At 73.0% G+C, this 14996-nt stretch carries 3 protein-coding genes; 1 reads left to right on the plus strand and 2 read right to left on the minus strand.

Annotated features, from left to right (window positions below; all coding sequences use genetic code 11):
* On the minus strand, positions 1–2582 hold a 2582-nt coding region (locus ACWCXX_RS23030), incomplete at its 3' end, for a type I polyketide synthase (RefSeq protein WP_451130067.1).
* Positions 2583–2701: 119 nt separating this feature from the next.
* On the opposite strand from ACWCXX_RS23030, the gene ACWCXX_RS23035 reads away from it, so the two are divergent.
* Positions 2702–2890, plus strand: coding sequence for a hypothetical protein (locus ACWCXX_RS23035; protein ID WP_451130069.1), 189 nt, complete (start codon positions 2702–2704; stop codon positions 2888–2890).
* A 211-nt stretch (positions 2891–3101) separates the two neighbouring features.
* On the opposite strand, the gene ACWCXX_RS23040 is transcribed toward ACWCXX_RS23035, so the two are convergent.
* Positions 3102–14906: an SDR family NAD(P)-dependent oxidoreductase gene (locus tag ACWCXX_RS23040; protein ID WP_451130071.1), complete on the minus strand. Its 11805-nt coding sequence runs from the start codon at positions 14904–14906 to the stop codon at positions 3102–3104.
* Positions 14907–14996 lie beyond the last annotated feature (90 nt).

Here is a 14996-nt window from a genome sequence, read left to right on the forward strand (position 1 = left end):
TGGGACGTGTTCCCGCGATCACGGGCGAGGGAGCCGACGACGATGCCGCCGCGCTCCGCGCTGCCGTCGGTGAGCGGCATGGACAGCACCGGGTGGGCGGAGATCTCCACGAAGACGGTGTGGCCGTCGTCGAGGAGCTTGTTCAGGGCGCGGTCGAAGCGGACGGGCTCGCGCAGGTTGCGGCACCAGTACGTACCGTCCAGATCCGTGCCGTCGGACACCCCGCCGGTAACGGTGGAGTAGAACGCGAGGTCCGCACGGCTCGGGGCCAGGTCCTCGAACTTCGAGGCGAGATCCGGCAGCAGCGGGTCCATCTGGGCGTTGTGCGAGGCGTAGTCCACATTGATCTTGCGCGCGTAGACATCCTTGCCCTGGAGCTCCGCCACGATCCGTCCGATCGCGTCGGCCTGTCCGGAGATGATCGTGGACCCGGCCGTGTTGACCGCCGCGACGGACAGGGCGTCGCCGTACGGGGCCAGGAACTCCTCCACCGCCGCGACCGGGCGCTCGATCAGCGCCATGCCGCCCTGGCCGGCGCAGGCCAGCACCGCCTGGGAGCGCTGGGCCACGATCTGCGCGCCCTGCTCCAGAGTGAGAGCACCGCTCACCACCGCGGCCACCACCTCACCCTGCGAATGCCCCACCACCGCAGCCGGCTCCACCCCCAGCGACCGCCACAGCGCCGAGAGGGCCACCCCCATCGCGAACAGCGCGGGCTGGACCACATCCACCCGGTCGAACGGCGGATGCTCCCCCTCCTCACCCGCCAGCACCTCACGCACCGACCAGCCCGTGAACGGCTCCAGCGCCGCATCACACACATCCACCGTCTGCGCGAACACCGCACTGGAGGACAGCAGTTCACGCCCCATCCCGACCCACTGCGAACCCTGACCCGGATAGACGAACACCACCTTCCCGCGACGCTCGGCGCTGCCGGTCACCACCGCGTCGTGCGACCGGCCCGCCGCCAGCGCCTCCAGCGCCTCCACCAGCCCGGCAGCACCCGACGCCACCACACTCGCCCGCGACTCGAAGTGCGAACGATGCCGGGCCGCCGTCACCGCCACATCCGCCAGCCGGATCTCCTCACGACCCGACAGCCAGGACGCCCAGCGCCCCGCCTGCTCCCGCAACGCCGCCTCGTCACGCCCCGACACCACCACCGGGAACGGCACCGGCACCGAGGACGGCCCGTCGAAAGCCTCTGCCGCCGCTTCGACGGCGGGCGGCTCCTCCACGATGACGTGCGCGTTCGTACCGCTCAGACCGAACGACGACACCCCCGCACGCCGCACCCGCCCCTCGTCCCGCCCCCACGAACGTGCCTCCTGCAACAGCTCAAGCCCACTGCCCTCCCACTCGATCAGCGGGCTCGGCTCCTCGGCATGCAGCGTCTTCGGCAACACCCCGTGCTGCAACGCCAGGACCATCTTCATCACACCGATCACACCGGCAGCGGCCTGGGCGTGGCCGATGTTCGACTTCGACGACCCCAGCCACACCGGACGGCCCGCATCCCGCCCCGGACCGAACACCTCGGCCAGCGCACCGGCCTCGATCGGGTCACCCAGCGACGTACCCGTCCCGTGCGCCTCGACCGCATCGATGTCGGCCGGAGTGAGCCGGGCCGCCTCCAGCGCATCCTGGATCACCCGCTGCTGCGACGGACCGTTCGGAGCCGTCAGCCCCTGGCTGCGGCCGTCCTGGTTCACCGCACTGCCCCGCAGCACCGCCAGCACCCGGTCGCCGTCCCGCTCGGCAGCCGACAGCCGCTTCAGGACCAGGACACCCGCGCCCTCCGCCCATCCGGCACCGTCCGCGGCGGCCGAGAAGGACTTGCAACGCCCGTCCGCGGCCATGCCCTTGAGGCGGGAGAACTCCACGAACAGTGATGGTGCGCTCATGACGGTGACACCGCCGGCCAGGGCGAGTTCGCACTCGCCCTGACGCAGGGCCTGCACCGCGAGGTGCACCGACACCAGCGACGAGGAACACGCGGTGTCGACGGTGATCGCGGGGCCCTGGAGACCGAGGGAGTACGACACCCGGCCCGACACGACGCTCGATGCCTTGCCCGTGCTGACATAGCCGTCGAGGGCGTCCAGGTCACGGCCCAGATCGCCGTAGTCGGAACTCATCGTGCCGAGGTAGACGCCCGTACGGCTCTCGGCCAGTGCGTCGGGCCGGATGCCCGCCCGCTCCAGCGCCTCCCACGACGCCTCCAGCACCAGCCGCTGCTGCGGGTCCATCGACACCGCCTCACGCGGCGAAATACCGAAGAACCCGGCGTCGAACCCCTCGATGTCGTCGATGAAACCGCCCTCACGGGCGTAGCTCTTGCCGACCGACTCCGGGTCCGGGTCGAAGAGGTCGAGCCCCCGCCAGCGCTCCGGCAGGCCGCCCACCGCGTCCCCACCGGCCGCCAGCAGCTCCCAGAAAGCCTCCGGCGTATCGATACCGCCCGGCAGCCTGCATGCCATCGAGACGATCGCGATCGGCTCGTGCTGTCGGGCCTGCTTCGCCTCCAGATCCGCGGCACGCTTCTGCAGCGCACGGATCGCAGGCAGTGCGGCTTCCATACGATCCTGGTTTGAGATCGACACCATCAAGCCCTTCTCTACAGCCACCGCGAGCAACAGCGTCCCGGAGCGACAGATCAGGGACCTGACCACCCAATCCGTCACCACTTGAGCCGCGGTTGACGGTGCCTGGACGCCCCGGCCCAATCGACATCGAGTGGGCGCGACGCTGCTACTACGCGCTGATCCACGAGGTGACCCAGGGCGGAACCGCCGACGCAGACGTGGACGCCCTGACCACTTTGATCGTGGACACACTGCTGCGGGGGTTCGGGAGCGAGCCCGGACGCGCGTCAACCGGCCTCTGAGGCACCCGGGATCACGGCACGCCTCAGCGCGACGATGCCGATCGCGACAGGGCCGATCACGATGAGGCCGATCGCCACGACGAGGGGTTACGAAGGTCGGACCGCCGGTTCGAAGGCCGGGCCCCGGCGATCGGGTGATCGCCGGGGCCCTCCGTGTCCCGCGCGGCCCGACGGATTGTCGGGCCGTGGCCGTTCGCCGTGGTGGGGCCGGTCAGTCGAGGTCGAGCCCGGATGCCTCCAGCAGTGCGTTCAGTTCGGCGTTGATGTCGTCCACCGAACGCTCCTCCTCGGCCGGTGCGATCGGCAGCGTGGTGACCGCCGTGGCGCCGGGGGCCTCCTGCCGGGCGAGTTCGACGAGTTGTTCCAGCAGGCCGCTGCTGTGGATCCGGTCGGCGGAGAGCTGTCCGAGGACCCAGCCGAGTACGGACTCGGGGTCCTCGGCCCCGGACGCACCGGCGCCGGACGTGCCGCTCGTGGGCGCCTCCGTGGGCAGGTCCATCCGGTCGAGGATCAGCCGGGCGATGTGGTCGGGGGTCGGATAGTCGAAGGCGAGCGTCGCGGGCAGGGAGATGCCGCTCTCGGCCGACAGGCGGCGGCGCAGTTCGACCGCCATCAGGGAGTCGAGCCCCAGGTCCTTGAGGACCTGCTGCGGTGAGAGCGAACCTCCCCCGCTCACGCCGAGCACGGTGGCCACCTCGCGCAGCACCATCTCCGTCACGAGGTCCGGGCGCCGGTCCTCGGGTGCGGCCAGCAGTTGTTCGCGCAGACCGCCGGCCGGGCCCGTCGCTGTGGCGGCGGAGGGCGCGCGGCGCAGTCGCGGTCGTACGAGCGCCCGGAACAGGGCGGGGGCCTCCTGGCCCTGCTCCGCCGCCCGCCGTACCGCCCGCAGGTCGAGTTTCACGGGGACGAAGTTGTCGGCGGGGCGGGCGAGCGCCGCGTCGAGCAGGGCCAGGCCCTGCTCGAAGGGGAGTGGTGCGATGCCCTGGCGGCGCATGCGTTCCAGTTCCACCGCGCCCAGGTGCGAGGTCATGCCCACGCCCGCCTGGTGCCACAGCCCCCAGGCGAGGCTGGTGGCCGGGCGGCCCTCCGCCCGCCGCCGGGCGGCGAAGGCGTCGAGATAGGTGTTGGCCGCGCCGTAGATGCTCTGGCCCGCCGTGCCGACGGTGCCGGCCGCGGAGGAGAAGAACACGAAGGCGGCGAGGTCGAGCTCCCGGGTGAGTTCGTCCAGGTAGAGGGCGCCCTTCACCTTCGGCGCCATCACGCGGGAGAGTCTCTCCGCGTCCTGGCCGAGAAGAACGCCGTCGTCCAGAATTCCCGCGAGGTGCAGGACAGCCGTCCAAGGCCGGTCCTTCTCAGCAAGACCGAGCACCTGCGCCACGTCATCTCGCCGAGCGACATCACAGGCCACCACACGTACGCATTCCGCACCTTCCGCTTCGAGATCGTGGACGAGTTCCGCGGCTCCGGGGGCTTCGGCGCCGCGCCGTGAGGTCAGCACCAGATGGCGGACGCCGTGGTGGCGTACGAGGTGCCGGGCGGTCTCGCGGCCGAGTTCGCCGGTGCCGCCGGTGATCAGCACCGTGCCCTCGGGGTCGAGCGGCTGAGCGGCGGTCCCGGCGTCCGTGGCGGCCTCGCGCACCAGGCGGGCGGCGAGCACCTCACCGTCACGGACCGCGAGTTCGGGTTCGCCGGTGATCGTGAGGGCGCGGGCGAGTGCGGCCCGGTCCGCGTCGTCCGGGCCGAGGTCGATCAGGCGGAGACCGCGCTCGGGGTGTTCGGCGCGGGCGGACCGCATCAGTCCCCACAACGGTGCGTACGGCAGCCCGTCGAGCCGGTCGCCCGGGGCCGCGGCGACGCTGCCGCGGGTGACCCAGACGAGTTCCGTCGATTCGAGCCGTTCGTCGGACAGCAGCTCCTGGAGCTGTGCGAGGACGTACTCGGTCGCCTTGTAGGCGGCCTCGGGCTCACTGTAGAAGGGCGGCCGACCGGTCGTGTCGACGACGACGCGGGCGGGTGCCTGCGGACCGGAGTCGAGCAGGGCGGTCAACTCGTCGATGTCGGACAGGGTCTGTACGCCGATGAGGGCGGCGAGTTCGCCGGAGCCGGTCAGCACGGCGTCCGCGACCGCGCCCTGCGGGGCGGGGGCCGTCACCGGCTGGAACTCCAGGCGGTGGAGGCCGTCGGCCCCGGTGTTCCGCGCGGCGCGGAGCTGTTCGGCGGTGGCCCGCCGGAGGTGGAGCCCGCCGATCCGTACGACGGGTTCGCCCGTGGCGTCGGCGGCCCGGACCCGGATCTCCTGCCCGGTCTCGGAGGGTTCGACGTCGATGCGGACGCGCAGCTCGGCACTGCCCGCCGCGTACAGCTCGACGTCGCTCCACTCGAAGGGCAGCAGCGCCCCTTCCGGCTCCTCCGCCCCCCGTGCGAGGGTCACGCCCTTCATGATGTGCAGGGCCGTGTCGAGGAGCGCGGGGTGCAGGTTGTACTCGGCCCCGGGTCCGGTGAGTCCGGTGGCGGATCCGGTGGTTCCTGCCGTCTCGGGCAGGCGGACGATTCCGTACGCGGTGTTCCCCTTGCGCCACAGCTCGGTCAGGCCCCGGAAGGCGGGACCGTAGTCGATGCCCTGGGCGCCGAACCGGTCGTAGAACCCGTCGAGGTCGACCCGCTCGGCCCCGGCCACCGGCCACCGGCGCAGCTCCGCGAAGGCGTCCGGCGCCGCCGTGTCGGCCGGCTCCTCGCGCAGTTCGCCGCTCGCATGGCGGGTCCAGTCGTCCTGCGTGTCGTCGGGGCGGCTGTGGATCGCGAGAGGGCGGCGGCCGTTCGCGCCGGGCGCGCCGACCGTGATCTGTATGCGCACCGCTTCGTCGATCACCAGCGGCTCGGCCAGGGTCAGTTCGGCGACTCCGTCGGCACCCGCCTCGTGGGCGGCGGCGGTGGCCAGTTCCAGCAGGCCCGTGCCGGGGACAATGACGGTGCCGAAGACCGTGTGGTCCTTCAGCCACGGCTGGTCGGTGAGCGAGAGCCGTCCGGTGAACAAGTGGCCTTCGCCGTCGGCGAGTTCGGTCACCGCGCCCAGCCAGGGATGCGGCGAGGTCTCCAGTCCCAGCGAACCGGCGTCGCCGGTGGCCTTCGGAACGGGCAGCCAGTAGTGCTCGCGCTGGAAGGCGTAGGTGGGCAGGTTCAGCAGGGAGCCCCGGCCTGCTTCGAGCCCGAGGGCCCGGTCCCAGTCGATGCCGTGCCCCTGGACGTGCAGCAGGCCCAGGTTGCGCAGGAGTTGGGACGTGTTCCCGCGATCACGGGCGAGGGAGCCGACGACGATGCCGCCGCGCTCCGCGCTTCCGTCGGTGAGCGGCATGGACAGCACCGGGTGGGCGGAGATCTCGACGAAGACGGTGTGGCCGTCGTCCAGGAGCTTGTTCAGGGCGCGGTCGAAGCGGACGGGCTCGCGCAGATTGCGGCACCAGTACGTACCGTCCAGATCCGTGCCGTCGGACACCCCGCCGGTAACGGTGGAGTAGAACGCGAGCTGGGCCTGCTGAGGGGCCAGGTCCTCGAAACCTTCTGCCAGGGCGGGCAGCAGCGGGTCCATCTGGGCGTTGTGCGAGGCGTAGTCCACATTGATCTTGCGCGCGTAGACATCCTTGCCCTGGAGCTCCGCCACGATCCGCTCAATCGCCTTCGCCTGGCCCGAAATCACGGTGGACCCGGCCGTGTTGACCGCCGCCACGGACAGCGCCTCGCCGTACGGGGTCAGGAACTCCTCCACCGCCGCGACCGGGCGCTCGATCAGCGCCATGCCGCCCTGCCCGGCACAGGCCAGCACCGCCTGCGAACGCTGGGCCACGATCTGCGCGCCCTGCTCCAGAGTGAGAGCACCGCTCACCACCGCGGCCACCACCTCACCCTGCGAATGCCCCACCACCGCAGCCGGCTCCACCCCCAGCGAACGCCACAGCGCCGAGAGGGCCACCCCCATCGCGAACAGCGCGGGCTGGACCACATCCACCCGGTCGAACGGCGGATGCTCCCCCTCCTCACCCGCCAGCACCTCACGCACCGACCAGCCCGTGAACGGCTCCAGCGCCGCATCACACACATCCACCGTCTGCGCGAACACCACACTGGAGGACAGCAGCTCACGCCCCATCCCGACCCACTGCGAACCCTGACCCGGATAGACGAACACCACCTTCCCGCGACGCTCCGCCGAACCCGTCACCACCGCGTCGTGCGACCGGCCCGCCGCCAGCGCCTCCAGCGCCTCCACCAGCCCGGCAGCACCCGACGCCACCACACTCGCCCGCGACTCGAAGTGCGAACGATGCCGGGCCGCCGTCACCGCCACATCCGCCAGCCGGATCTCCTCACGACCCGACAGCCAGGACGCCCAGCGCCCCGCCTGCTCCCGCAACGCCGCCTCGTCACGCCCCGACACCACCACCGGGAAGACACCCTCGGCGCCACCCTCACCAACGACACCGGCCGGTTCCGCCAACGGCGGCTCCTCCACGATGACGTGCGCGTTCGTACCGCTCAGACCGAACGACGACACCCCCGCACGCCGCACCCGCCCCTCGTCCCGCCCCCACGGCGTGAGTTCGTCGACCACCCGTACCGGCAGGTCGTCCCACGCGATGTTCGGGTTGCGCGGCGAGCTGTACCGGGTGCCGGGCAGGGCGTCCTTCCTGAAGGAGGCGAGCATCTTGCAGACACCGGCGATGCCGGCCGCCGACTCCAGGTGTCCGATGACGCTCTTCGCCGTACCGAGTCCGAGCTCGCGGCCCGGCTCTCGGCCCTCCCCGTACACGGCGGCCAGCGCCTGTACCTCGATCGGGTCGCCCAGCGACGTGCCCGTGCCGTGGCACTCGACGTAGTCGACGTCCCCGGTGGACAGGCCGGCCGAGCGGAGGGCCGCGCGGATGACCTTCTGCTGGGAGGAGCCGTTGGGGGCGGTGATGCCGCTGCTGGCACCGTCGTGGTTGATGGCCGTGGCCCGGATGACGCCCAGTACCGTGCGGTTCTGCTCGATCGCGTCGGAGAGCCGCATGACGGCGATCACGCCGACGCCCTCGCCGCGTCCGTACCCGTCCGCCTCGGCCGAGAACGCCTTGCTGCGGCCGTCCGGGGAGAGTGCGTGCGAGCGGCTGAGGGCGATGAACGCGCCGGGGTCCGTGAGGACCTGGACGCCGCCCGCGAGGGCCAGTTCGCACTCGTCGTTGCGCAACGCCTCGCAGGCCAGGTGCAGGGCCACCAGCGACGAGGAGCACGCGGTGTCGATGGACAGCGCGGGGCCCTGGAGCCCGAGGTGGTAGGAGAGACGGCCCGCGTTGAAGCTCGGCAGGGTGCCGGTCAGGGTGTACGTGTCCGGGGCGCCGTTCGGGCGATACTTGCCGTACTCGCCCACGCCCGCGCCCACGAAGACGCCGGTGCGGGAGTCGCGCAGCTCGCGCGGGCGGATACCGGCGTTCTCCAGGGAGTTCCAGGCGGCCTCCAGGAGCAGCCGGTGCTGGGGGTCCATCGGCTCGGCCTCGCGCGGCGAGATGCCGAAGAAGGCCGCGTCGAAGTGTGCCACGTCGTCGAGGAAGGAGGCGTGGCGGGCGTACGTCCTGCCCTCGGCGTCCGGGTCCGGGTCGTAGAACGCGTCGATGTCGAAGCGGTCGGCCGGTACCTGACGCACCGTGTCGCGGCCCTCGGCGAGCACGTCCCAGAGGCTGTCGAGGTCGTGGGCCTCGCCCGGCATGCGCAGGCCGACGCCGACGACGGCGAGCGGTTCGTCGGTGCGGTGCGCGGCGTCGGCGACGGACGTCTCGGCGAGGGCGGGGGCGAGTTCGCCGAGCAGCCACCGCGCGGCAGCCGCCAGGTTCGGGTGGTCGAAGATCAGGGTCTTGGGCGTGATGACGCCGGTGCGCTTCTGTACGCGCACGCTGAGGTCGACGGCCATCATCGAGTCGAAGCCCAGGTCCTTGAAGCCGCGCTCGGGGTCGAGCGACGCGGGGTTCTCGGCGCCGAGCACCGCCGCGGCCTCGACGGCGAGCAGGGACCGCAGGTGGTTCTCACGGGCGTCCTCGGCCAGGCCGAGGAGGGTGGTGCGCAGGGGGTTGGCCTGCTCGGCGGGGGTGTCCGCGACCGCGGCACGGGCCTCGGGGATCTCGTGCAGGAAGGGGCGGTCGCCGCCCTCGGTGTACGCGGCGGCGGCTCGGGCCCAGTCGATCCCGGCGACGACGGTCGAGCCGCCGTGGTCGAGTGCCGCGTCGAGGGCGTCCAGGGCGCGTTCGGCGGGCATCGGTTCGAGGCCGATGCGGCGCAGTTGGTTCTCGGCGACGCCGTGGGTCATGCCGCCCTCGGCCCAGGGGCCCCAGCCGATGGAGACGGCGGGCAGGCCCTCGGCCCGGCGCCGGGCGGCGAGGGCGTCCAGGGCGGCGTTGGCCATGGCGTAGTTGGCCTGGCCGATGTTGCCGAGGGTGCCGACGACCGACGAGTACAGGACGAAGGCGTCGAGGTCGCGGTCGCGGGTGAGTTCGTGCAGGTGGGTGGCCGCAGCGAGCTTGGGGGCGGCCACGGCGGCGAGGGCCTCGGCGTCCAGGCGGTCGATGAGCCGGTCGTCGAGGACGCCCGCGGTGTGGAAGACGGCGCGCAGGGGTGCCTCGTCGCGGTCGAGTGCGGTGAGGAGTTCGTCGAGCTGTCGCCGGTCGGTGACGTCGCAGGAGGCGAGGGTCACGCGGGCGCCCGCGGCCTGGAGTGCGGTGGTGAGTTCGGTGGCGCCCTCGGCCCCGGGGCCGCGCCGGGAGACGAGGACGAGGTGTTCGGCGCCGCGTTCGGCAAGGCGGTGGGCCAGGTGGGTGGCGAGGGCGCCGCTGCCGCCGGTGATCAGGACGGTGCCCCGGGGGGTCCAGGGCCGTGCGGTCACCATTGTGGTCGCCGTACGGCGCAGCCTGCGGACGAGGCGTTCGGCGGGGCGCAGCGCGACGTGTTCCTCCGCGCCCGGGGTGCCGTGCGCGGCGAGGGTGGCCAGGAGCCGACGGGTCGTCGCCGGGTCGGGGTCGGCGGGCAGGTCGAGGAGTCCGCCCCAGCGGTTGGCGTGTTCGAGGGCGACGACATGGCCCAGCCCCCAGGCGAGGGCCTGGGCGGGTGCGGGGGCGGGGTCCGTGTCGTGGGCGCGGACGGCGCCCTGGGTCACGAACCACAGCGGGGCCCGTACCGAGGCGTCGCCCAGCGCCTGGACCAGCGCGAGGCTCCGGGCGGCGCCCGTGGTCACGGCGGGGTGGCCGGGGTGCGGGGTGGTGTCGGTGGCGGTGAGGGCGAGGACGCCGCGCAGCGGCTCGTCGCCGAGTTCCGCGAGCAGGTCGCCGATCGACGCGGCGTACGTGGCGCGGTCGGCGTCGAGACCGGCGCCTGCACCAGCTCTGGCACTGGCACTGGCGTCCACAACAGCACCGGCATCCGCGCCCGCGCCCAGCTCCGTGTCTGCGCCCGGGTCCGTGCCCGCGCCCACGCCCGGGTCGGCGGGCAGGAGGTGCGGGGAGGCGCCCGCGCCGGTCAGTGCCTCGGCGAGTTGTCCGGCGAGGGGCTGGGCGGCGGGGGCGACGATCAGCCAGTGGCCGCGCGGCAGCGGCGCGGTGCGGGCCACCGGGGAGGACTGCCAGGTCTCCTCGTAGCTCCAGTCGGCGACTTCGCCGGCCCTGTCCTGCTGTTCGCGCCAGGTGGCGAGGTAGGGCAGGAGGGCGGCGACGGCGGAGCTGTCGGTCACGCCGAGGAGTTCGGAGAAGCGTTCGCTCTCTCCGCTGCCGACGGCCTGCCACAGGGCGTCATCGGCGTGCGGGCGTCCGTGGCCGGTGTTCTTCCCGGCGTTCTTCCCGGCCTTCGGTTCGATCCAGTAGGGCTTGCGCCGGAAGGCGTACGTGGGCAGATCCACCGCCGTTCCGCCGGGCAGGACCTTGTCCCAGACGATGTCCTGGCCCGAGACGTGGAGTTCGCCCAACGCCCCGAGCAGGGACCGGACTTCGTCGACCGGCTCGTCCGCGTCACGGGGTACGCGCTGCGAAGCGGTGAACACCGCCTCCCCCTCCACGCATCCCGCGCCCATCGCGGACAGCACTCCCGCCGGACCGCACTCCAGATAACGCGACACCCCGGCCCGTTCCATGGACCGCACCGCGTCCAGGAAACGCACCCCGTCACGGACCTGGCGCACCCAGTACCCGGGGTCGGACAGTTCCTCCCCCGAGACCGGCCCGCCCGTCACCGTCGACACGAAGGTGATCCGCGGGGCGTCGAAGGTACAGGTCTCCACGACCTGCCGGTACGCGTCGAGCATCGAGTCCATGTGCGGCGAGTGGAAGGCGTGCGACACCTCCAGCCGCCGCGTGCGCCTGCCCAGCCCCGCGAAGTGTTCCACCACCGCCGTGACCGCGGCCGTGTCACCACTGACGACCGTCTGCGCCGGGCCGTTCAGCCCCGCCACCGACACCCGTCCCGGCACGCCCGCGAGAACCTCCACCACCTCCGGCTCCGACGCCTCCACCGACGCCATCGCCCCGCCCCGCTCACACCCCTGCATCAGCCGGCCGCGCGCGGCCACCAGCCGCGCCGCGTCGGAAAGGTCCAGCACCCCCGCCACATGCGCGGCGGCCAGCTCACCAACCGAATGTCCGGCCACCGCGCCCGGCACCACACCCCACGACTCCCACAGCCGGAACAACGCCACCCCGACCGCGAACAGCCCCGGCTGCGTGAACTCCGTCTCATGCACCAACACCGCATCGGCGCTGTCCTCCGGAGCGAACACCACCGCGGCCAACGGCATCCGCAGGTGCGGCTCCAACGCCGCGCACACCTCGTCGAACGCCTCCCGGAACACCGGGAACGCCCCGTACAGCTGACGGCCCATCGCGATCCGCTGACTGCCCTGCCCCGTGAACAGCACCGCCGACTCACCGCCGACGGCAGAGCCCTCGACGACATCGCGGTGCGCCCGGCCCTCCGCCAACGCCAGCAGCGCCTCCCGGGCCCGGTCGATGGTGCTCGCCACGGCGCTCGCCCGGTGCTCCAGGTGGGCGCGGTGGTGCGCGGCGCTGTAGGCGATGTCGAGCAGTTCCGAATCGGGCCTGCCCGTCAGGTGGTCGGCGAGCCGGGCGGCGTTCTCGGCGCGTGCCTCCTCGGACTTGCCGGACACGGTGAGGACGACGGGGGTCTTGGGCGCGGGCCGGTCGGGGCGGCCGTGGATGGCCGTCCAGTCGATGTCGTGGCCCTCGCACCACAGGCGGGCGGCCAGGTCCTCCAGGCTCCGGCGGGCGGGCCGGTCGCGGCGGCAGGTGGCGAGGGCGGCGCAGCGGGTGTCGTCGGTCGTGGCGAGCGTCCGCTCCAGGGAGTGCCGGGCGACGGGATGCGGGGCGATCTCGACGATGCGCAGTCCGCGCGCGGCGGCGGGCTCGGTGCGGGCGAGTGCGGCGACCGCCTCGGCCACCAGCATGGGGCGGCACATGTTGCGGGCCCAGTACTCGGCCCCGAGCGCGGTGCCGTCGACGAAGTCGTCGTCGACGGTCGACCAGAAGGGGACGGACGTGACGCCGGTGCGCAGGGTGCCGAGCCGGCGGACGAGTTCGGGTGCGAGGTCCTCCAGCTGTGCGCTGTGGGACGCGTAGTCGATGTTGACGCGTGCGGTGCGCACGCCGTTCTCGGACAGTTCCCGTTCCGCGGCGGCGACGGCGTCCGTGGGGCCGGACAGGCAGACCTGGTCCGGTGCGAGGTGCCCGGCGACGGAGAGCCCGTGGTCGGCGGCCGGGCGGGTGGCCTCGTCGGCGGTGAGGTCGCAGACGAGGAGGGCGCCGTGGCCCGAGGCGCGTTCGGCGATCAGCGCGGACCAGGTGGTGATGAGCCGGGCGCCCTCGTCCAGCGGGAGTGCGCCCGCGACGACGGCCGCGGCGACCTCTCCGATGCTCTGGCCGAAGACGGTGTCGGGTTCCAGGCCCCAGGCGGCCAGGGTGCGGGCCAGGGCGACTTGTACGGAGAAGAGGACGGGCTGGACGACGTCGGTGCGGTCGAGCCGTGAGTCGGCCGCGTCGGCGAGGAGTTCGTCGGTGACCGACCAGCCGGTGAACTCGGCGACGGCTCGGTCGCAGTCGTCGAGGGCGGCGCGGAAGGCGCGTTCGGAGAGCAGGTCGCGGCCCATGCCGGTCCACTGCGCGCCGTGGCCGGAGAAGAAGAAGGCGAGCGGGGGGCGTTGGGTGGACCGGGCGGGGCCCGCGACGAGTTCGGCACGGCCGGCCGGGGTGGGGGCGGCGACCGCGCGGTGGGGGCCGTCGGCGTCCGGTGCCGGGTGCGGGCCGGTCGTGGTGTCCCCCGCGGTGGCGAGCCCGGCGATCGCCTCGTGCAGTGCGTCCTCGGTCGCGGCGGCGATGGGGGTGAGGCGGCGACGGCTGTAGGGGGCCTCTTCGAGGGCGACGTGGGCGTTGGTGCCGCCGAAGCCGAAGCCGCTGACGCCCGCGTAGCGGCGGCGGGCGGCGGGCCACGGCCGGCGCTCGGCGACGACGCTGAGCTTGTTGGCCTCGAAGTCGATGTGCGGGTTGGGCACGTCGAAGTGGAGGCTGGCGGGGATCTCGCCGTGGTACAGGGCCAGGGCGGTCTTGAGGAGGCCGGTGACGCCGGCCGCGGGCTCCAGGTGGCCGAAGTTGGTCTTGGCGGAGCCCAGGTGCAGGGGTTCCTCGCGGCCCTCGGCGAACACCGTGCCGAGTGCTTCCGCCTCGATGGGGTCGCCGAGGAGGGTGCCGGTGCCGTGCGCCTCCACGTAGGAGACGTCCTTGGGGTCGACGTCGGCGTCCTGCCAGGCGGTGCGCACGACGTCCACCTGGGCCCGCGGGTTGGGGGCGGTGAGGCCGTTGGAGGCACCGTCGTTGTTGACGGCGGTACCGCGGATCACGGCGTACACGCGGTCGCCGGACGCCAGGGCGTCGGAGAGCCGGCGCAGGACGACGGCGCCGCAGCCCTCGCCGCGCACGTAGCCGTTGGCGCCCGCGTCGAAGGCCCGGCACTGGCCGTCCGGGTTCATGCCACCGAACTTGGTCATGGCGACGGTGGTGTTGGGGTGGAGCATGACGTTGACGCCGCCCGCCAGGGCGAGGTCGGTCTCGCCGCGGCGCAGGCTCTGCACGGCGAGGTGGGTGGCGGTGAGCGAGGAGCTGCAGGCGGTCGCGACGGCCATGGCGGGGCCGTGCAGGCCCAGGGTGTAGGCGATGCGTGCCGGGATGATGGAGTTGTCCCAGCCGACGGCGGAGTGCGTTTCGATGGCGTCGGCGTCGGCCCCGGTGGCGAGGTGGTACTCCTGTGCCATCGTGCCGAAGAAGACGCCGGTGCGGGTGCCGCTGATGCCGGTGGGGACGATCCGGGCGTCCTCGAAGGCGGCCCACGCGACCTCCAGCGCCATGCGCTGCTGCGGGTCCATGTGCTTGGCCTCGGCGGGCGAGATCCGGAACAGGTCGGCGTCGAACCCGGCGACGTCGTCGAGGAAGCCCCCCCAGCGGGTGTTCGTCCTGCCGGGTGCCCGGGGGTCCGGGTCGAGCCATTCCCGGGCGTTCCAGCGGTCGGCGGGGACCTCGCGGATCGCGTCGAGTCCGGCGCGCAGGCTCTCCCAGAGCGCCTCGGGCGTCTCGATGCCGCCGGGCAGCCGGCAGCCGAGGCCGACGATGGCTATGGGTTCGTTCGCGGTGGCGGGTGTCCGGCCGGTGCGCGGTGCGGCGGCGGGGGGTGCGTCCTCGCCCGCCAGGTGGGCGGCGAGCCCGGCGACGGTGGGGTACTGCCACACCACCCAGCCGGGCACGGGGCGTCCGAGGTGTTCCGACAGTGCCGCCACGAGGGACAGGATCCGGACGGAGTCCAGTCCGAGGTCGCGCAGCGGCCGGTCGACGTCGACGGTTTCCGGCCGTGCGTCGAGGGCTGCCGCGACGACGTCGCGCAGGAAGCCGGCGATGTCCTCGGCGCCCGGCAGGGGGGCGGCTACACCACTGTTCAGCTGGGCAAAGCTCATCTGCTCTTCCTTGCTCGTCGAACCGGACTTCCGGCGCGGAGGGGGACACGGGGGGCCGTCCGGACGGAGCGGCCCCCGGTGTGTTCGTGC

The sequence above is a fragment of the Streptomyces sp. NPDC001732 genome (assembly GCF_053596315.1).

Coding starts and splice junctions, on each gene's coding strand:
- ACWCXX_RS23040 (WP_451130071.1), bottom strand. CDS start 14,906: ATGAGCTTTGCCCAGCTGAACAGTGGTGTAGCCGCCCCCCTGCCGGGC.